The organism is Spirosoma soli, from assembly GCF_042684525.1.
GTDB classification, from domain to species: Bacteria; Bacteroidota; Bacteroidia; order Cytophagales; family Spirosomataceae; genus Spirosoma; species Spirosoma soli.
Genome location: NZ_JBHULN010000002.1, coordinates 278074 through 297499 on the forward strand (window position 1 = coordinate 278074; position 19426 = coordinate 297499).

A 19426-nucleotide genomic window follows, 5' to 3' on the forward strand; every position below is an offset into this window, starting at 1 on the left:
TACTTTATTAACCTGATTACCTTAGTGTGATAAGCATTAATCCAGTACGAACTCTTCCTTCCAGTTATCCTTTTCCTGCCACTCAGGCTGCTGGCGTTTATCGAACACATAATTGCCAATGACCACATAATCCATTTCAGTACGCATAAAGCACCGATACGCATCATCGGGCGTACAAACGATTGGCTCGCCCCGTACATTGAAACTCGTGTTCACGATAACACCATAACCCGTCAATTTTTTGAAGGAATCGATCAGCTGCCAGTAACGGGGATTTGTTTCCCGGTGGACAGTCTGAATGCGGGCCGAAAAATCGATGTGGGTGATGGACGGCAGGTCCGAACGTTGAAAATACAGCTTGTCCCGCAATGACAGGCTGTCATAATTGGCGGGCAAAGGCATCCGACGCTTTTCTGTTACGGGGTGGACCAGCAACATGTACGGCGAGGTGCCATCGTATTCAAAATAATCAGCGCAATCCTCGGCCAGCACCGATGGAGCAAACGGCCGGAACGATTCGCGGTATTTAATTTTCAGGTTTAATTTCTTCTGCATCTCGGCGCTACGTGGGTCGCCCAGAATACTTCGGCCACCCAACGCCCGCGGCCCAAACTCCATACGGCCCTGTACCCAGCCAACTACGTTCTCACTGGCCAAAACGCGAGCTACCTCTTCGCTGAGCTTCGTAAAGTCATCAAACCGGGTATAAACGGCTTTGTACTTCTTGGCCATTAGCTCCACATCCAGATCGGAGAACGTTGGGCCGAGGTATGAACCATACATGGCATCGCTCTTGTAATCAACAACACGCTCTTTCCCGAAGTAAATGTGGTAAGCTGCCAAGGCTGCACCCAGTGCACCACCTGCATCACCCGCGGCCGGTTGAATAAAAACATTCTTAAATACACCCGACTTCTGAAGCTTCCCGTTAGCGACACAGTTCAGCGCTACACCGCCGGCCAATACTAGGTTATCCGTATTAGTCAGCCGCTTCGCTTCACGAGCCATGTTAATAACGATATCTTCGGTTACATGCTGGATAGCCAGGCCAAGGTTACAATGCTCAGCCGTAAGTTCGTCGTCAGGGTTACGTTTCGGAAAGCCAAACAATGCCTCCCATTTCTTTTCGTGTACCATCCGCAGGCCCGTCGCGTAATCAAAATAGTCCTGATTCAGCCAGATCGATCCATCTTCTTTGCACTCGACGAGTTCTTTTTTAATGGTTTCGACGTAACGAGTGACATCGGGAGAACTCGGATTACCGTAGGGTGCCAAGCCCATTAATTTGTACTCACCCGAGTTTACCCGAAACCCCAGAAAGTATGTAAAGGCTGAATACAACAACCCTAGCGAGTGCGGGAAGTGCAATTCTTTCAGGCTCGTGATGTTCGGTCCTTCACCCAGGCAAATGGACGCGGTGGCCCACTCCCCTACTCCATCAAGCGTCAGGATAGCGGCTTTGTCAAACGCGGACGGATAATAGGCGCTGGCCGCATGGGAAAGATGGTGTTCCGGAAACAGTAGTTTGACTGGTTTTTTCTTATCGTAGCCTATAGCTTCGAGTTCGTCGCGAATCAGCCGTTTCAAAAACAACTTGTCTTTCATCCAGACTGGCATGGCTTTCAGGAAAGACGAAAGTCCCTTGGGAGCAAACGTGTAATACGTTTCAAGCAGCCGTTCGAACTTCAACAGGGGCTTATCGTAGAAGACGATAGCATCTAGTTTATTGAGAGAAATTCCACCATACTCCAGGCAGTACCGAATGGCGTTGCTAGGGAAATTGGGATCGTGCTTTTTGCGAGTGAATCGTTCTTCCTGAGCGGCAGCTATAATCTTTCCATCTTCGATTAAAGCAGCTGCTGAGTCGTGATAAAAAGCCGAGATTCCTAAAATATTCATTATCAGCACATAAACCTTAATGGACAACAAAGGTATGAGAATCGGGGGAAAGTTCCGCACCGCTAAACGGCACTTTTTAGTTTTCAACAGTAGCTTTGAGTGATCGGTCAGCCAGGAGGACCAACTGCAATCGTTTACAAAAAATGGTACCTTTGGCCTTCTGAATACAACCTTACGTTACACTTCGTTATTGTGAAACTGGCAGCCATTGACATCGGTTCTAACGCAGCTCGCCTGCAAATTTCAACGATATTACACAACGACGATGTCGTTAGCTTCAAGCGCGTCGAATACGTTCGGTTCCCGCTCCGATTGGGTCATGATGTGTTTAATTTTGGCGAATTGACGCCTGAAAGCGAAGCGCGTACGACTAAACTGATGCAGGTTTACAAACTGCTCATGGAGCTTCATGAAGTTGAAGAGTATATGGCTTGTGCAACCTCTGCTATGCGGGAAGCCTCCAACGGTCACGAAATTGCCAAGCGCATAGAGGCAGCTACAGGGGTAAAGATTCACATCATCGACGGTCAGAAGGAAGCCGAACTGATCAACAATGTCGTTGTTCAGGCCCTGGATGATCGTCAATTTTTACACATTGACGTGGGGGGCGGCAGTACGGAGTTGAATATTTATAAGAACCGCCAGAAGATTAACTCTAAATCATTCAAGATTGGTTCGGTGCGACTACTCGAAGGAAAAGAAACCAAAGGAGCCTGGCGCAAAATTGAAGATTGGGTTGAAGAGAACGTAGACTCCTCACAGGAGATTGTGGCAGTGGGCACAGGCGGCAACATCAGCAAGCTGTTCAATCTGGCCTCGAAAACCTCGGAGGCCGATACCACACTCTCGGAAATAGAACGCATTCGAAATTACATTGCCGGTTTCAGTCAGGAGGACCGTATCAATAAACTACGTTTGAATGCCGACCGGGCCGACGTCATCGTTCCAGCGGCCGACATCTATATTTCGGTTATGCGCTGGGCCGGTGCCCAACAGATCATTGTTCCAGATTTAGGGCTTAAAGATGGGATCATTCAATTAGTGTATTCGCAGCTCGTTAAAAAGAAACGAATATAGTCCTTGTTATCCATTGATTGCTACAAAGGAAGCCATCCTAATCAGGTTGGCTTTTTGTTTTTACGGCGCCTACAGCCCTATCGCTGCGCGCTAAAGGCGCGTTTAGTCTTCCGAATAACCAACGGTAAACATGTGGTTAGCCTGGGATTAATAGTTACCGTGATTAGCGCAAAGGGACTACATACAGAAATATCAGGTTCTGGTTTCAGGCAAGCGTACACGTAATATACCTTGTCAACTACGGTCGTATTTTCTGGAAACGGCACGTCTGTTGCAGTGGCTTTACCATCAAACGGATGTATCTCTCCCAAGTGAACACCGTTTTTGCCTAGATAAGGGTTTGCTTGAGCAGAATCGAAACGAACAAACTCAATCACATAAGGCGGATTCGTTGCGCTCGTGTTTACTTGCAGACCATCAACCAGTTGACCTGAGCACACCGAAAGTGCGGTTATATTGGTGTTCGTAATCGTTGGGCAATCTTCTGTGCGCTGGTTGACTGGTAAGTGGTTATTCTGTATTCTTATTACTCTGTTAATGGCTAACATAGCCTGTGGCTTCGTATTTTCTAGCCTAAGATCATGCGTTTGCGCCTGTGAATTTGCGGTAAAAATCAGGCTGGCCAGCAGTACCAACCAGCCTGATTTATTTAATAAATGGTGTGGATACAAAAAAATAATGCTGCCCTTTTCAAGAGATCTCAATACGCTTGTGAATCGACGTACAAAACCAAGCTCTCTACTTGCTCCTCGGACATTGGGCGTAAAAGGTTCACTCATATCAGTCTAGGTATTAACCTATCGTGTAATTTGGCCTGTTATTTCATTACGACCCGACGCCGTTTGCGAGGTCACTTCAATACGTTAGCTAGTTACCAATGGCATTATTTTACTATTTTTCTTAATACGAATACACTTTATAGCTTATGTCTAACTAATCATTAACTAGTTTACCCTCAACGTTACGACTACTACGTTTCATAACTTTTAGCCTTTCATTCGTCTTCTTTCAGAACTATGACTTTTGTTAGATTTTGACGAATAAATCTATGAGCTAGCCAATACCCAACGCTTATCAGGCTTGTTCGGCTACTTTGCGAATGCATGACACAATACCGCATCTTACATCAGCAGCATCCATCAGCCGACGCCATTCCTGCCTACTTTGAGCGTGGCTTTTTCTTCAATGAGGAAACTCATCTACGGCAGCAGCACAATGGCTGCTTCCACCTAATTACCGCTGTGAATTGCAGCACCCGGCTGGCCGAAGCTCGTTGCGCTTTTTTTGTACAGTCCACCGAAGCGGTTAGTCCAACGGCCGCACCCTTCGGATCAATTGAATTCGCGGAATCCTTGCCAGATTCTGTACTGAACAAGTTTGTTCAAACGCTTACTCAAACAGCCACGGCTACGGGCGCGATTATCCTACGCCTTATCAATTACCCCCATTGTTACGCTCCTCAACAGGCAAACCGGCTGATAAAGTTGCTTGTGCAACAAGGCTTTAACCTTACAAGAAGCTACGCAAACGCTTATTTACCCGTAACCAGCACGCCTTATGACGAGGTTCTGATTGCGGCAGAACGCCGTCGGTTGCGGAAATGCCAACAAGCTGGTTTTGTATTCAGGCAATGGATGGACCCTGACATCGATGCTGTCATTTCATTCATAAGCGACATTCTCCACGCAAGAAACTACCCTCTTTCAATAAGCACGGCACGATTAGCCGATCTGCTTAAGCGATTTCCCGATGAATTTAGAGTTTTTGTCGTCAATCATGGCTTAGTGATCACGGCTTTGAGTGTAGTTGTACGAGTACGGGAAGATATTCTGTACAATTTCCTGCCCGCTTCCAATCCTGACTACAACACATTCAGTCCGATGGTTATGCTTGTTAACGGCTTGTACACGTATTGTCAGCAGCAAGGCATTCGCTTACTTGATCTTGGCGTATCACTCGACGGGAATCATCAACCTAAACCGAGCCTGATGCGCTTTAAACGAAACCTCGGTGCTCAGGAGTCGTCAAAGCTGACTTTCGAGAAGCAGTTATGAACGGGTTGCCAGCGTTTTTTTGCGTAATTTTGTAGAAAAACACCAAATATCCAGTACACTGGGTGGCATACGTTAATGCTTGAAGTCGCCTTTAACTCGGCAGTTACCTTTATCTCAAACCTGACGCATTCGTTGCTATCGCTGGCAAAGATACTGATACGCTCGCGTTGGGGTGTTTCATTGCCTGCTCCGGAACAGCCCTACTGCTCGGTCCTGGGCAATGGGCCTTCGTTGAGCGACTCCCTGGCCAATCACCTCGATTTCCTGCTGGAAACGGAGTTGGTGTGTGTGAATTTTTTTGCGGCTACGGACCACTTTACGCGGCTTCGCCCGGCTAACTACGTACTGGCCGATCCAAACTGTTTTACGTTCAACGAAACGACCGTCGGACGCGAAGATCTGCACCAAATTATAGCCGCTTTGATTAGCCGGGTCGACTGGCCGATGCGCCTGTTCGTGCCTAACTTTGGCAAAGGGTCTTACTTCATTCGTAAGGTTGAAGTCGGCAATCCCGTTATCAAAATAGTGTATTATAACCCAACCATTGTGCGGGGTTTTGCCTGGTTCAGGCATTGGCTTTACAGCACGAACATGGGGATGTTGCAAGCGCAGACGGTTATTGTTACGGCACTGAACCTGTCGATTAACCGTGGTTTTAAACAGATTTTCTTATTCGGGGCAGATACCTCCTGGCATGAACAGATTCGGATAGACGACCAGAACCAGCTTTTGATCAAACAAATTCACTTTTACGATAAGCCCAAAGACGCTGCGTTTGCCCCGGTTTATAGCGACCCACACCGAACGAAGACGTTTACAATGGCCAGTCAATTTCTGTCATTACATAAGGTCTTTCGTGGCTATGAAATGCTCCGGGAGTACGCTGATTACAAAGGCGTCCGGATCCTGAACGCCAGTGCTAAAAGTTACATTGACGCGTTCGAACGCGTACAACTCAACCGGTCAGGTAACCAATCCGTCAGCGAACTAAGCGACGAAACGAAAACCAACTCATAAGACCTGACTTACTCTTCAAAACATGCTTGACTTAACTAATAAATCAATTCTGATTACAGGCGGAACCGGCTCCTTCGGCAAAAAATTCGTTGAAATGGTGTACGAACGGTACCCAAACCTCAAACGCCTGGTTGTGTATTCGCGTGACGAACTGAAACAGTTCGAAATGGCGCAGCACTATCCGCAATCGAAATACAAATCCATCCGGTTTTTTATTGGCGATGTGCGCGATGGCGAGCGGCTCAAACGGGCTTGTGAAGGGGTGGATATAATTATCCACGCGGCTGCCCTGAAGCAAGTGCCCGCTGCTGAGTATAATCCAATGGAGTGCATCAAAACCAACGTGTTTGGTGCCGAAAACGTTATCAATGCCGCGTTGGACAACGGTGTACAGCGCGTAGTGGCGCTTTCGACCGACAAGGCAGCGGCTCCAATCAACCTCTACGGTGCTACTAAGCTCTGCTCTGACAAACTTTTCGTAGCGGCTAATAATATGAAAGGTAGCCGCGACCTACGATTTTCGGTCGTTCGTTACGGTAACGTGATCGGCTCGCGTGGTTCAGTAGTGCCCTTCTTTTTGGAAAAACGTAAAGAAGGTGTGTTACCCATCACGCATCCTGACATGACGCGTTTTAATATCTCGCTCGAAGAAGGCGTAGAAATGGTGTTGTACGCGCTGGAACATGCCTGGGGGGGTGAGATATATGTACCCAAGATTCCATCGTACCGTATTACCGACGTAGCAACGGCTATTGGCCCTGACTGCGAGCAGCGCATTGTGGGTATTCGTCCTGGGGAAAAGCTACACGAGGAGATGATTACCGAAACCGACGCCTTGAACACCGTTGAAACAGATAAATATTATGTAATCACTCCATCGACACCAACTTGGAGCGTAGACGACTACTTGAAAGCGTTCAACGGTCGGACGGTTGACATGGGCTTTAAGTACAACTCGGGTACCAACACCGACTGGCTAAATGTTGAGCAGTTACGGGAGCAGATTCGTGAGCACGTTGATCCAAGTTTTTCTGTTGCGTAAGGTGGACGAAGTCTGTCCTCTGTAACGTTACTAAAGCGGGTTCCCACCCGCCTTACTCATGAATCAAGCCATTCCATACGGCCGCCAGCACATCACGGACGACGATATTGACGCCGTGGCGGATGTCTTGCGCGGTCCTTTTCTAACTCAAGGCCCACACATTAACGCTTTCGAGACAGCTTTTGCTGAATACATTGGCTGTCGTTATGCCGTGGCTGTTGCTAACGGTACGGCTGCGTTGCACCTGTGTTGCATGGCACTCGGCGTTACGGAAGGGACCCGCGTCATTACTACGCCTATTACGTTTTCGGCATCGGCAAACTGCGTTCGCTACTGTGGTGGTGAGGTCTATTTCGCAGACATTGATCCAGATACAGCCCTGCTGGACGTAAACGCCGTCAGAAGGCTCATCGAACAGCATCCTAAAGGTTACTTTGCAGGCATCATACCGGTTGATTTCGCGGGTTACCCAGTCGACTTAACAGCGTTTCGTGAACTGGCGGACGAATACGGGTTATGGCTGCTGGAAGATAGCTGTCATTCGCCGGGTGGCTCGTTCGTTGATGCACAGGGCCTGGCGCACCGATGTGGTGACGGATCGCTGGCGGAGTTGGCGATTTTCAGTTTCCACCCCGTTAAGCACATTGCCGCAGGTGAAGGCGGGATGATTACCACCAACGACGAAGTCCTGTACAAACACTTGCTCCGGCTCCGAACGCACGGCATCACCAACAAGCCCGGCGACTTTACGGAGCCTTATGCTGGAGAGCCCGAGCGCGGTGGGTGGTATATGGAACTTCAGGAACTGGGCTACAACTACCGCCTGACCGACATGCAGGCAGCCCTGGGAACGAGTCAGTTGCAGCGTGTCGATGCTATGCTCGACCGTCGACGTGAGATTGCCAAACGCTACGATGATGCGTTTGCTGGTACGAACATCACGACCATTGTGCCGCCCGAAGGCGTAAACCATGCGTATCATCTTTATGTAATCCAAGTGGATGATCGCAAGGGTTTATACGACTTTTTACGAACTCGAAATATCATGGCGCAGGTGCATTACATTCCGGTGCATTTGATGCCGTATTACCGGCAATTTGGTTGGAAACCCGGCGACCTTCCGAACGCGGAACAGTATTACGCGCGTTGTTTAAGCTTACCCATGTTTCCGACGCTCACGGATGAAGAACAAACGTACGTTATAGCTTCAGTGCTTGAGTTTTGTCGTTGACATAAATCATTGTAATCATGCGCTCGTATTATAGCCACTTACAAGCCACTCAGAGTGTCGGCGAAACGATTGACCTGAAACGGAAGCCCGTCTTTCGGTCGTCAGCGATTTTTCCGGTGTTGCATAATAGTCAATACTCGTCGAAAGTCATTTTTATGGGCTATTGGCTCCTGAAACGACATATTCGCGAGATTGGCTTACTGTATACACTTCGCAATCAACCGGGCGAAGTCGTTGGCCGCAAGTATCTATGTGTCAATTCAGCGAAAGCCTATTCAATTCAACTGAATGAATTTGCAGACCTGATTGGCGACGATTTCACCGGCTCGCTGGAGCTGGAAATTTTCTCCACGCAGGACCTGATTTTCCCCTATCCGGCTTTCGTGCTAGTTTATTATTCCGACACATTCAGCACAGCCGTTCATACCGTTGGTCGGGTGTATAACGACATTGAGGATCTACGCCAGAATGAAACGTATCAGGCCCGCGAATCCGGTTTTGATATTTACGGCAGCGACACACTGTCGCCGTTTGTAGGCTTCACCAACGGACCGATCGCTAACGATAATCCAACGCTGACATATCAGGTCATTGATCAGCAGGGAAAGTTGTTTGATGGCACATTTACGCTGGCTCCACTGGCAGCCTTCGAAACGCGTTTTCTTGAACTAAAGGATCATCTGCCGCTGCACGATTGGCTCGGCGACGCGGCCGGTACCATTAAACTGGGGCATAACTTCGAAGGCTTTTTCCCGCGCTTCACCGTTGGCAATTTTGACACCCGTACAGCGTCAATCAGCATTACGCATTCGTATTACGACTGCTCGCCGTTCAGTGATGTGCAATCGTACTGGAACCGGCTCGATGAGGCTTTTCATGATGCATCAGTCCTGGTTCCGCTGTATATTACCGACGGACGCTACACCCGCTTGGTCGTTTACCCGACGTTTTCACCCTCTAACTTCCGGCTTACATTCGACTTCTTTGACAACGACGGTCATTTGTTAAACTCAGCTTCGGACTACCAGCTTGTTGCAAGTGATGATAACCTTTATCAGCCGCTTGATCTTGGTACCATTGCCGAGTCACTACAAATTGACCCTCATGCGGCTACCCTCGTGAGTGTTTACGCGAACTGGGACGATAAAAGCCGGATTCCAACCCGGTTGAAGTTCGGGCTCAATGTTGGCTATCAGAACCGCCCGGCCGAGCTACCGTCAAACGTGTGCTTTGCGCCCTCGTTGGGCAATCCAAACGTACTGAAAAAAGGAGGCACGTTCCGTTGGGCCCCGTTTGTCAATGTGGGTGAGTCAGAAATTGCGTTTACCAATGGATCACCTTTGAAACATTATGACCGTCCGGCCACGGTTCAGTTAACCTTTCACCGCGAAGCCGACAACGAGGTCCTAACGCGTACGCTATTCATTCCTGCCAACGGTCAGCGTCGACTTGCTTTGGCTGAAGATTCGGAGTTAGCGGCTTTCTTCGGTGGGGCATCGGGATGGGTAGCGGCTCAGGCCGACAATCCCTACGTCAACGGTTTCTATTTTGATTTTCACGCGAACGGTGCCGTCGCTGCCGACCATGTTTTTTAAATAGTCATTAAGTGGTCATTTGTTGTAGAGCACGATAAATGACAATCAATGACCACTTAATGACCACCAATGCCTACAACTAATGATTCAACTGCCCGATTTCAGCAAATCGTTCGAGTACGAAAACAACTTTTATCTCTCCGCAGATAGCAGCCGAATGGCGAAAGTGCTGGCCCATTACGAACTCTATAAACTGACGGTTGACTTGCCTGGAGCCATTGTTGAGTGTGGCGTTTTTAAAGGAGCTTCGTTCGTGCGTTTTGCGATGTTCCGGCAGTTGTTAAGCAATCCGGCGGCTAAAAAAATCATTGGATTTGACGCCTTTGGTGAATTCCCAGAAACGGCGTTCGAAGGTGATCAGAAATGGCGCTCTAAATTCATTGCCGATTCGGGCGAACAGGGCATCAGCCCCGATCAGCTTATGGAAGTATTGCGACACAAAAAGTCAGATCAGAACGTCGAGTTGGTGCAAGGCGACGTCTGCCAGACCATTCCAGCTTATGTGGAGCAGCACCCTGAATTACGCATCTCGTTCTTAAACATTGACGTGGATGTCTATGAGCCTACCAAAGCCGTGCTTACCCACCTGTACGATCGGGTGGTTCGGGGCGGGGTGATCCTGCTGGACGACTACGCCAACGTGTTTCCCGGTGCCAACGCGGCCGTTGAAGAATTCTTTGCCGACAAGCCCGTTGACATCAAGCGGCTTCCGTTCGCCATTACCCCTTGTTACGTGGTTAAGAAATAACGAAGCCTCACCTCATATTGTAAACCAATGATCAATACACAACAAGAGCAATTTTGGTCCAGTGATTTCGGTCAGCAATACACAGACCGTAACACCTATGATCCGCAGGCATGGGACGATTTTTACCGGCAAACCTGGGGTCTGACCAAAATTGACATTAATGCGCAATTCATTAACGACTTGCCCCGCGACGCCCGCATACTGGAAGTAGGTTGCAACACCGGCATGCAGCTCCGCGGTTTACAGAGCATGGGCTTCACCAACTTATACGGTGTTGAGCTCCAGCCTTACGCTGTTGAGAAAGCAAAGCAACACACCACCGGCATTAACATCATTCAGGGATCGGGATTTGACTTGCCCTTCCGCGACGGTTTTTTCGACGTAGTCTGCACAAACGGCGTATTGATTCACATCGCCCCTAACGATCTGCCGAAGTTCATGAGCGAAATGGTTCGTTGTAGCCGTCGGTTTATCTGGGGCTTTGAGTACTACAACGACGAGCTAAAAGCGATTCCGTACCGGGGAAATGAAGGATTTTTGTGGAAGGCCGATTATGGAAAACTTTTCGAGCAGCAGTTCCCGGAATTACGTATGGTAAAACAGAGTTTGTTCCCGTATGTAACGGCGGCCGAGCAGGGTAATGTCGATAGTATGTACTTGCTTGGGAAAGTAGCCTGATGTCCGTCATTGCCATCATTCCGGCCCGGGGCGGCAGCAAGCGCATTCCTCGCAAAAACATCCGACCTTTTTTGGGCAAGCCCATTATTGCCTATGTGATTGAGGCCGCTTTGCAGTCGGGTCTGTTTGATGAAGTAATGGTCTCGACCGACGATACCGAAATCGCGGATGTTGCCCGTCATTACGGCGCTGTTGTACCGTTTATGCGTCGACCCGAAACGGCTGATGACTTTGCTTCGACTGCCGATGTACTGCGCGAAGTACTGAGCCAATACACTGATCAGGACAAAAATTTCGAATACGCCTGTTGCCTCTACCCTACTGCGCCATTCGTTACGCCAGCCTTACTTCAGGGTGCATTCTCTTCTCTAACAGAGCAGCAATTCGATACCGTTTATCCGGTACAGCGTTTTAGTTTTCCCATTCAACGGGCGGTGTTACTGCGAGACGGGAAAGTGCAGTGGTTGCACCCTGAACATGCTATGACGCGTTCGCAGGATTTAGAACCCGCTTACCACGACGCGGGCCAATTTTACTTCTTCAATGTTGGCGCGTTTCAGGCTAATCAGCGCCTGATTACCGAAAACTCAGGGGGCATCATCATTGCCGAAGTGGCAGCTCAGGATATTGACACCGAAGACGACTGGGCCATAGCAGAGCTCAAGTATCGAATGAGAAAAGGATAGTAATCCGACGATGACCCGGCCGGTGCGGTTTTATCTACTTAGCAACACATATCCATGAAGCAACTCCTTTTCCGCGCCGATGGTAACGCTCAAATTGGCCTGGGGCATGTCATGCGCTGTTTGGCTTTAGCCAATATACTGAGCGATCAATTTTCGATGCGATTGGCAATCGTTGACCCAGCCCCAGACGTTCGGGCTTTGATGGAAACAGCCGGTTTAACAGTCGATCCGTTACCAACTTCATCGGTAGAAACTGTTTTTCTGGATAGTATTATTCCCGATGACATTGTCGTTTTGGATGGCTACTCGTTCGACAAATCGTTTCAAAATAGTGTCCGTTCGCGTGCTCGAAAGCTGGTAGTCATTGACGACTTAGTCACGGGTCATTACGTAGCTGACGTCATCATCAACCACGCTGGTGGTGTTCGGCCAACCGATTACGACGCGGAGCCTTATACTCAATTCTGTTTAGGTCCGCATTACGCTTTACTTCGGTCAGAGTTTTTAAAGCCAGATGGCTTCGGAGAGCCGCCAGTCGACGGGCCCATTTTCGTTAGTCTGGGCGGAGCCGATCCGCAGAATACCTCGCTGACGGTGCTTGAAGCGATTCAGCAGGTAGATTCAACTTTACCCGTACGGATTGTTTTAGGCCCATTTCACCCTAACCGGACTGCTATTGAAGCTTTTCGAGCTCATTTACCAAACCTGGCTATTTTACAAAATTTGTCTGCCAGCCAGATGGTGAACGAATTAATGCAGTGCAGTTTAGCTATCACAGCTTGTAGCACCGTCGCCTACGAAGTTTGTGCTGTCAATCGGCCATTGATTGGGATTGTTACGGCGGAAAATCAGGCTCGTATCGCGCAGTTTTTGTCCGAAGAAAAGCTGGCGTTATCAGTTAATTTTCCAACTTTACTGACTCGGTTAACGCCTGTCATCGCTTTAGACAAACTGCTCAAACTGGCCATTCAATCCTTTCAGTTCTCTCCGGAGAACGTAACCGATACGCTTGCTAACCAACGCCGATTGTTTGATGGTCGCTCGCCCGAGCGTTTTCGAGATCTGTTTAATCGCCTATGATTCATCACCGATTAGCCCAACCCGACGACGCCCAGTTGTACTATGCCTGGGCAAATGACCCGGATACACGGCGGCAGTCGTTCAATTCGGCTCCGATTTCGCTGGAAACTCATACGTCCTGGTTCACTCGAAAACTCACGGATTCCAATACGTTGATGCTGGTATTTGAGAACGAGTCAAATCACCCCGTTGGACAGGTTCGGTTCGAGCGCACACCAGTTGCTGATATGCCCGACGAAATCATCATCGGCGTATCAGTCGACGCTCACCAGCGGGGTAAAGGTTTAGCCAGCGAGTTGATAAGACAAGGCTGCAAAGCCTGTCGCAAGACGTGGGGCGACGTTACCATTCACGCTTACATTAAGCTTGATAACCAAGCATCTATTCGGTCGTTCGAGAAGGCCGGGTTCACATTCTCGCACGAAAGCGATAAATTTGCGGTTAAGAGCTTAGTTTACACATTACCTGCATGAGCCAACACCAACCGATTCAGGTTGCTACTTATACAATCAGCCCGTCGCACCGGCCCTTCATTATCGCCGAGATGTCGGGCAATCATAATCAGTCGCTTGACCGGGCTCTCGAACTAGTCGATGCTGCAGCAAAGGCGGGTGCCCACGCCCTTAAATTGCAGACCTACACGCCCGACACCATTACGTTCAACGGAGCTTCGGAGGAATTTTACATCCGCGATGCTAAGTCGCTGTGGGCCGACAAAAATTTGTATAAGCTGTACGAGCAGGCTTACACGCCCTGGGAGTGGCACGCACCAATCTTCGAACGAGCGCAGCAACATGGCATGGTTGCCTTTAGCTCCCCGTTCGATACAACGGCCGTTGATTTCCTCGAATCGCTCGACGTACCTCTCTATAAGATCGCTTCCTTCGAAAACACGGATCACATTCTTCTTAAGAAGGTAGCCCAGACGGGGAAACCCGTCATCATGAGCACGGGCGTTTCAACCGTTGCCGACCTCGACGAGTCGGTGAAGGTCTTACGTGCCAATGGCTGCAAAGACCTTATTCTGCTAAAGTGTACCAGCACTTACCCCGCCACACCTGAAACTACCAATTTGCTCACGATTCCTCATATGCGGCAGTTGTTCGACGTACCGGTGGGTCTGTCGGACCACACGATGGGCATTGGCGCATCGGTAGCTGCGGTAGCTTTGGGAGCCGTTGTCATCGAGAAACATTTTACGCTCCGCCGAGCCGATGGAGGTGTTGACTCGGCCTTTTCGCTCGAACCTGAAGAACTACACAGTCTGGTTATCGAAACGGAACGGGCGTTCCTGGCAATGGGACAGGTTAGCTACACCATGACGCCGAAAGAGGAAAAGAGCCTGCAATTTAAGCGGTCGTTGTACGTAGTGAAAGACGTACAGGCGGGTGAGCCATTTACACCCGAGAACGTTCGGAGCATCCGCCCGGCCAATGGTCTCCATACGCGCTATTACGACGACATTCTGGGGCAAACTGCAACACAAGACATTCCAGCAGGAACGGCCCTCAGCTGGTCTTTAGTTGTAAAGAGTGAAAGAGCGAAAGAGTGGAAGAGCGCCTGACATTGGCTTTTCACTCTTTCACTCACTCGCTCTTTCACTCTTTATAATGGGTATCATCAAGCGGCAAACCATTCAGGGAACGATTTTCACGTACGCGGGCATCGTCATCGGCTTTGTGACGATGGGCTTGCTGTTGCCTAAGGTTCTTACTCCCGACCAGAACGGCCTGATTGGTTTGCTGATCGCGTTATCTATTATCCTAACGCAATTTTCAAATCTTGGTATTAACGGGGCCGGAGGTCGCTATTTCCCCTATTTCCGAAATTATGAGCAGGGGCACGGCGGTTTTCTGTTATTAGCCTCAGGCGTATCGCTGCTGGGATTTGCCCTGAGCGTGTTCATTCTCTGGTCATTCCGGCCATACATTGTAGCCGAGAACGCTGAGAAGTCAGCGCTGTTTGTGCAGTATTATTATCTGCTCATACCGCTCACGTTTTTTACGCTGTTTTTCAATCTTTTTGATAATTACGCTAAACTACTTTACGACAGCGTTACGGGTACCTTTCTTCAGCAGTTTCTGCAACGCTTATTACTGCTATGCGCCGTAATTGTCTACTGGTTTGACTGGATTACCTTCCCGACTCTGCTGGCGTTGTGGATGGGGTCATACGGTGTGCAGATGCTTTTAATGGTCGCCAAAGTAATCCGCGACGGGCACTTTACTCTTGATCCGAAGCAACTGCAACTAACACCCGAACTACGTCGGGAGCTGTTTCGCTACGCGTCTTTAACCCTGCTTACCGGCCTTTCGTCGCAGGTGATTCTGCACATTGACAAGTACTTGGTGAACGATGCGCTCGGCCTGGCCCAAACGGGTATTTATAGTATCAGCGCCAACTTTGGAACGGTGATTGCCGCTCCCGCGACGATGCTTTACAAAGTGTCAGGGGTAGTTATTGCCGATTCATGGAAGGCCAACGACCTTGCTAACATTTCCAATATTTACCGCAAAAGCTGCTTGAGCCAACTGGTTGTTGGTACGTTGGTATTCGTTGGTATTGCAGCCAATCTGCCCAGCGTGTTTGAGGTTTTGCCGAAAGGATACGAAGCGGGTTATTACGTCATTCTCTGGATTGGCTTTGGTAAACTGATCGACATGGCCACTGGTGTTAACGGCACAATCCTGGCTACCTCGCGCTACTACGCCTTCGATTCACTTTTTTTTATTCTGATGGTTGCCGTCACGATAACTACAACCCGGGCACTTATTCCCGTATTTGGGCTAGAAGGTGCAGCGATTGGTGCAGCTATTGCGACGGCGTTGTTCAATGCTGCCCGCACCGGATTCGTCTGGTATAAATTCGGCCTGCAGCCGTTTACCTGGCGTAATCTGGCCGTTATTGCGGTGGGACTGCTGGTGTGGGCACTGGCTGTTCAGGCTCCTTATCTTTCCGGTAACTTATGGCAGGTAGGAGTTGATGTAGCCTTACGTTCAGCCTTTATCACCATAATTTTTGGCGGCTTAATATATTTTTTAAAGATTTCGCCGGACATAAATCAACTTCTGACAGGCGCTTGGTTGAACCGTCGTAAGTCTGTCAGTCCGTAACTTGCGCCCGTGAAAACATTATTCTCGTTTCTCTTTACTGATGCCTACCGGCTCCTCAGCTCTGCTAACGGACGAAAGTTTTTGTGGTTACTGCTCACAGCGGGCGGCACCCGCCGAAATCAGGCTGCAACGTTGACTTTCAACGGACTGCGCTTCCGAACGCCGGACAGCCTGATGTTCTTTTGGCAAGTGAAAGAGATTTTTGTGGACGAAAGCTATGCCTTTCCAACATCGTCATCTACACCCGTTATTATCGATTGTGGATCGAATATTGGTACAAGTGTCATTTATTTCAGTCGCCACTATCCTAAGGCAAAGATTGTTGCCTACGAAGCCGATGCTGAAACCGCAAAGACCTTACGTAGTAACCTAGTCACTAATGGCGTAACGAATGTCGATGTCGTGGAAAAAGCCGTCTGGACAGACGATTCGGGCGTTGATTTCGGCAGCGCGGGCGATGACGTTTCATCGGTATTTGTCGCTACCAACGTTCATCGTGTACCATCGGTGCGGCTTCGGGATGTACTCCTGCAAGAATTGCGCATCGATATGCTCAAGATTGACATTGAAGGTGCCGAAGTACCCGTTTTGAAAGATTGCCGCGATGCCCTGGCTCACGTGCAGAACCTGTTTGTCGAATATCATGCCTACATCGGTCAGCCACAGACATTGCCCGAGTTATTGCAGATACTAACCGAAAGTGGTTTCCGGTATTACGTCGACACAGCGCAACACCGTATCAAACCGCTCATTAATCGTCAGTACCGCGGCAACACGGTCATGGACTTACAATTGACTATTTTTGCGTATAGAACATAGTCATTACTGGTCATCGATTAGTTGTTGATTGGCATTAATTGCAGGCAATAACTCGCAACGAATGACAACCAATGACTATTTAATGCCGTTTCTCTAATGATTGATAAGATATTAAGCCGCTCTGAATTCCAAAATGAACCGCCTGTTCTGGTGGACATTGGCGCGTCGGGGCAGTTACACGGGCGTTGGAAAGCCTTCGCTAAACATGCGATTTGTATTGCTTTCGATGCCGATGATCGTGATTTTGGCTACGTCGAAAGCGAGTCAAGTCACTTTCGTAAGCTATATACCTTCAACCATATCGTTACCGGGTCACCATTAACCGATTCTGAACCAGCCGAGCAGGAAACCGAAACATCAGCCTTCTACTTAACTGCATCGCCCCACTGTTCCAGTCTGCTGCGGCCCCGGCCCGATCTGATTCAGGAGTATGCTTTTGCACCTAAGTTTGAGCCCACGAAGGTTGTTCAGCTTAAAACCCGCAGCCTACGTTCGACGCTGGACAGCCTGAACGTAAAGCAGGTAGACTGGTTTAAAACCGACTCGCAGGGCACCGATCTACGGTTGTTTCGCAACCTTGGCGACGACCGCACCCGTCGGGTGCTGACGGCTGAGTTTGAACCAGGCATTGCCTCTATCTACGATGGCGAAGATAAGCTGTACAAGGTATTGCAGTTTATGGAAGAAACGGGCAGCCACTGGTTGGCAGAGCTTTTACCAAAGGGCTCACCGCGCATTACGCCCGCCCTTCTGGATAGTTTCACAAGCCAGCCATTATTGAAAAAGTTTGTGCTCTTTTCACTCAAGAACAGTGCCGTTTGGGGTGAGATGACCTACCTCAACCGCTTTGCCGACGAGGCCATGCTTACCCAACGGAACTTACTGCTCGGCTGGGTTTTCGCCACGACGCTGAAGCAGCACGGCTTTGCGCTGATACTGACGCAGAAAGCGAAAAGCCGTTTTGCGGACCCCATTTTTGCCGAAATGGAAGCCTACTCGCGCCGACGCATCTGGGGGCGTGTCTGGGGCATTGGTTTCTGGCCGGAGGTCGTCAAGAAGTTCAATCAACTGTTGGGCCGGTGAGAGTTACACACCTTAGCACCTATCACCTCTTTGGCGGGGCGGCAGTAGCAGCCACGCGACTTCATCAGGCCTTGCAAAAACACGGGCAGGTGGAGAGTACTATGCTCGTTGGTACGTCGAATCGGCAGGAAAAGCACCGTCCAGCGCCGAATGTACAGTACCTGGCCAGTAATCTCTTGTCGGAGCAACTGGCCTTTGGGCGTTTCGTAGCCGAGCGTCTGTACTTTCTGCCCTATGAACGTGATCGATCCGTTCGGTTTCAGTTTTCGCCAGCGGTGTTCGGCGCAGGCTTAACCTTTCACGACGCTATTATGCAGGCCGACATCCTGCACCTGCACTGGATTAATTTCGGCTTTTTATCCATTGACGGGCTTCGTTCATTAGTTGACCTGGGCAAGCCTATTGTGTGGACCTTGCACGACCAATGGGCCTTTACGGGTGGTTGTCATTACTCGCGCGGATGCGATCATTTTTTGACGCACTGCCGTTCATGTCCCTACCTGAAAAAACCCGGCGAGCGAGATTTGTCTTACCGTGTCTTCGAGCAAAAAACGAAACTGTTCGACAAACCGGCTATTCATTTCACACCTCCCAGCCACTGGTTAGCCAACGAAGGTTTACGCAGTACGCTCTTGCGAAATTTCCCGTTTCAGGTAATTCCGTATGCCATCGACCAGGATGCGTTCCGACCGATTGAACGCACGGCCGCCAATGACCATTTTGAGTTACCAAAAGACAATCGTCCACGCCTATTGTTCGGTAGTGCAAACGTGACAGATTCACGGAAAGGCTTTCGTTACTTCGCGGAGGCATTAACACTGTTACATCAGCAACAGCCCGATCTACAGCCCGAAATCCTTGTCTTCGGGAAAGGCCGCTCCTATTTGTTCGATGAACTGCCTTATCCGGTTCGGCATTTGGGCATTCTAACGACCGAAGAAGAGGTAGTAGCCGCTTATAATGCTGCCGACGTAATGGTTGTCCCTTCACTAGAAGATAATCTACCAAACACGGTTATTGAGTCGTTAGCCTGCGGTACGCCGGTTGTTGGGTTTCGTACGGGCGGTATTCCCGAAATGATTGACCACCGACAGAATGGCTACCTTGCCAAAGTCGGTTCAGCGCAGGAGTTAGCCGATGGTCTGGCGTTTATACTCATGCATACACAACCCGATGCTTTACGACAAAACGCTCGTCAATCTGCCGAAGCCCGGTTTTCGGAGGATGTTGTAGCCGGGCAATATGTTGAATTATACACGAAATTGAAGAGTGAAATGGTGAAAGAGTGAAAGAGCGGTTATACT

18 protein-coding genes are annotated in these 19426 nt (G+C 49.3%); 16 read left to right on the forward strand and 2 right to left on the reverse strand.

Annotation, left to right across the window (positions count from 1 at the left end; genetic code table 11):
- Window positions 1–36: 36 nt before the first annotated feature.
- Window positions 37–1899 (reverse strand): carbamoyltransferase family protein, encoded by a 1863-nt coding sequence (locus ACFSUS_RS04745; protein WP_381519803.1) that lies wholly within the window; start codon window positions 1897–1899, stop codon window positions 37–39.
- Between the two features lie 192 nt (window positions 1900–2091).
- On the opposite strand from ACFSUS_RS04745, the gene ACFSUS_RS04750 reads away from it, so the two are divergent.
- Window positions 2092–2976 carry a Ppx/GppA phosphatase family protein gene (locus ACFSUS_RS04750; RefSeq protein ID WP_381519805.1) on the forward strand — a complete coding sequence of 295 codons (885 nt, stop codon included), beginning with the start codon at window positions 2092–2094 and terminating at the stop codon, window positions 2974–2976.
- Between the two features lie 77 nt (window positions 2977–3053).
- Here ACFSUS_RS04750 and ACFSUS_RS04755 read toward each other — a convergent pair whose 3' ends face one another.
- Entirely contained in the window at window positions 3054–3755 is a 702-nt protein-coding gene (locus ACFSUS_RS04755) for a hypothetical protein (protein WP_381519808.1), read from the reverse strand.
- 324 nt (window positions 3756–4079) lie between these two features.
- Here ACFSUS_RS04755 and ACFSUS_RS04760 point away from each other — a divergent pair, with 324 nt between their 5' ends.
- The 15 genes from ACFSUS_RS04760 to ACFSUS_RS04830 all read left to right on the forward strand — a co-directional run bounded on the left by ACFSUS_RS04760 (window position 4080) and on the right by ACFSUS_RS04830 (window position 19411).
- Complete coding sequence (locus ACFSUS_RS04760) at window positions 4080–5030, forward strand: GNAT family N-acetyltransferase (protein WP_381519810.1); 951 nt, start codon at window positions 4080–4082, stop codon at window positions 5028–5030.
- A gap of 75 nt (window positions 5031–5105) precedes the next feature.
- Entirely contained in the window at window positions 5106–6047 is a 942-nt protein-coding gene (locus ACFSUS_RS04765; RefSeq protein WP_381519813.1) for a hypothetical protein, read from the forward strand.
- A gap of 22 nt (window positions 6048–6069) precedes the next feature.
- A complete protein-coding gene (pseB, locus tag ACFSUS_RS04770; RefSeq protein ID WP_381519816.1) occupies window positions 6070–7089 on the forward strand; it encodes a UDP-N-acetylglucosamine 4,6-dehydratase (inverting) in 1020 nt (339 codons plus the stop codon).
- 58 nt (window positions 7090–7147) lie between these two features.
- Entirely contained in the window at window positions 7148–8320 is a 1173-nt protein-coding gene (gene pseC / locus ACFSUS_RS04775; protein WP_381519819.1) for a UDP-4-amino-4,6-dideoxy-N-acetyl-beta-L-altrosamine transaminase, read from the forward strand.
- Window positions 8321–8337: 17 nt separating this feature from the next.
- A complete protein-coding gene (locus tag ACFSUS_RS04780; RefSeq protein ID WP_381519822.1) occupies window positions 8338–9915 on the forward strand; it encodes a hypothetical protein in 1578 nt (525 codons plus the stop codon).
- Between the two features lie 82 nt (window positions 9916–9997).
- Window positions 9998–10663 (forward strand): TylF/MycF/NovP-related O-methyltransferase, encoded by a 666-nt coding sequence (locus ACFSUS_RS04785; protein ID WP_381519825.1) that lies wholly within the window; start codon window positions 9998–10000, stop codon window positions 10661–10663.
- A 27-nt stretch (window positions 10664–10690) separates the two neighbouring features.
- Window positions 10691–11341, forward strand: a complete 651-nt coding sequence (locus ACFSUS_RS04790) for a pseudaminic acid biosynthesis-associated methylase (RefSeq protein ID WP_381519827.1) — start codon at window positions 10691–10693, stop codon at window positions 11339–11341.
- Window positions 11341–12027 (forward strand): pseudaminic acid cytidylyltransferase, encoded by a 687-nt coding sequence (gene pseF, locus ACFSUS_RS04795; protein WP_381519829.1) that lies wholly within the window; start codon window positions 11341–11343, stop codon window positions 12025–12027. Before ACFSUS_RS04790 ends, pseF begins: the two co-directional genes overlap by 1 nt.
- A gap of 54 nt (window positions 12028–12081) precedes the next feature.
- Entirely contained in the window at window positions 12082–13107 is a 1026-nt protein-coding gene (pseG, locus tag ACFSUS_RS04800) for a UDP-2,4-diacetamido-2,4,6-trideoxy-beta-L-altropyranose hydrolase (RefSeq protein WP_381519832.1), read from the forward strand.
- Window positions 13104–13580, forward strand: a complete 477-nt coding sequence (locus tag ACFSUS_RS04805; RefSeq protein ID WP_381519835.1) for a GNAT family N-acetyltransferase — start codon at window positions 13104–13106, stop codon at window positions 13578–13580. The genes pseG and ACFSUS_RS04805 overlap by 4 nt, the downstream gene beginning before the upstream one ends.
- Window positions 13577–14671: a pseudaminic acid synthase gene (gene pseI, locus ACFSUS_RS04810; protein WP_381519838.1), complete on the forward strand. Its 1095-nt coding sequence runs from the start codon at window positions 13577–13579 to the stop codon at window positions 14669–14671. Before ACFSUS_RS04805 ends, pseI begins: the two co-directional genes overlap by 4 nt.
- Entirely contained in the window at window positions 14640–16220 is a 1581-nt protein-coding gene (locus ACFSUS_RS04815; protein WP_381519841.1) for a lipopolysaccharide biosynthesis protein, read from the forward strand. Before pseI ends, ACFSUS_RS04815 begins: the two co-directional genes overlap by 32 nt.
- A 9-nt stretch (window positions 16221–16229) precedes the next feature.
- On the forward strand, window positions 16230–17039 hold the full coding sequence (locus ACFSUS_RS04820; RefSeq protein WP_381519844.1) for an FkbM family methyltransferase: 810 nt from the start codon (window positions 16230–16232) through the stop codon (window positions 17037–17039).
- Between the two features lie 96 nt (window positions 17040–17135).
- Window positions 17136–18122, forward strand: coding sequence for a hypothetical protein (locus tag ACFSUS_RS04825; protein WP_381519847.1), 987 nt, complete (start codon window positions 17136–17138; stop codon window positions 18120–18122).
- Window positions 18119–19411: a glycosyltransferase family 4 protein gene (locus tag ACFSUS_RS04830; RefSeq protein WP_381519850.1), complete on the forward strand. Its 1293-nt coding sequence runs from the start codon at window positions 18119–18121 to the stop codon at window positions 19409–19411. The genes ACFSUS_RS04825 and ACFSUS_RS04830 overlap by 4 nt, the downstream gene beginning before the upstream one ends.
- Window positions 19412–19426 lie beyond the last annotated feature (15 nt).

Bases quoted from the DNA above. Each gene is read 5' to 3' on its own strand.
- ACFSUS_RS04745 (WP_381519803.1), bottom strand. From the start codon at position 1,899: ATGAATATTTTAGGAATCTCGGCTTTTTATCACGACTCAGCAGCTGCT.
- ACFSUS_RS04755 (WP_381519808.1), bottom strand. From the start codon at position 3,755: ATGAGTGAACCTTTTACGCCCAATGTCCGAGGAGCAAGTAGAGAGCTT.
- ACFSUS_RS04760 (WP_381519810.1), top strand. From the start codon at position 4,080: ATGACACAATACCGCATCTTACATCAGCAGCATCCATCAGCCGACGCC.
- ACFSUS_RS04765 (WP_381519813.1), top strand. From the start codon at position 5,106: ATGCTTGAAGTCGCCTTTAACTCGGCAGTTACCTTTATCTCAAACCTG.
- pseB (WP_381519816.1), top strand. From the start codon at position 6,070: ATGCTTGACTTAACTAATAAATCAATTCTGATTACAGGCGGAACCGGC.
- pseC (WP_381519819.1), top strand. From the start codon at position 7,148: ATGAATCAAGCCATTCCATACGGCCGCCAGCACATCACGGACGACGAT.
- ACFSUS_RS04780 (WP_381519822.1), top strand. From the start codon at position 8,338: ATGCGCTCGTATTATAGCCACTTACAAGCCACTCAGAGTGTCGGCGAA.
- ACFSUS_RS04785 (WP_381519825.1), top strand. From the start codon at position 9,998: ATGATTCAACTGCCCGATTTCAGCAAATCGTTCGAGTACGAAAACAAC.
- ACFSUS_RS04790 (WP_381519827.1), top strand. From the start codon at position 10,691: ATGATCAATACACAACAAGAGCAATTTTGGTCCAGTGATTTCGGTCAG.
- pseF (WP_381519829.1), top strand. From the start codon at position 11,341: ATGTCCGTCATTGCCATCATTCCGGCCCGGGGCGGCAGCAAGCGCATT.
- pseG (WP_381519832.1), top strand. From the start codon at position 12,082: ATGAAGCAACTCCTTTTCCGCGCCGATGGTAACGCTCAAATTGGCCTG.
- ACFSUS_RS04805 (WP_381519835.1), top strand. From the start codon at position 13,104: ATGATTCATCACCGATTAGCCCAACCCGACGACGCCCAGTTGTACTAT.
- pseI (WP_381519838.1), top strand. From the start codon at position 13,577: ATGAGCCAACACCAACCGATTCAGGTTGCTACTTATACAATCAGCCCG.
- ACFSUS_RS04825 (WP_381519847.1), top strand. From the start codon at position 17,136: ATGATTGATAAGATATTAAGCCGCTCTGAATTCCAAAATGAACCGCCT.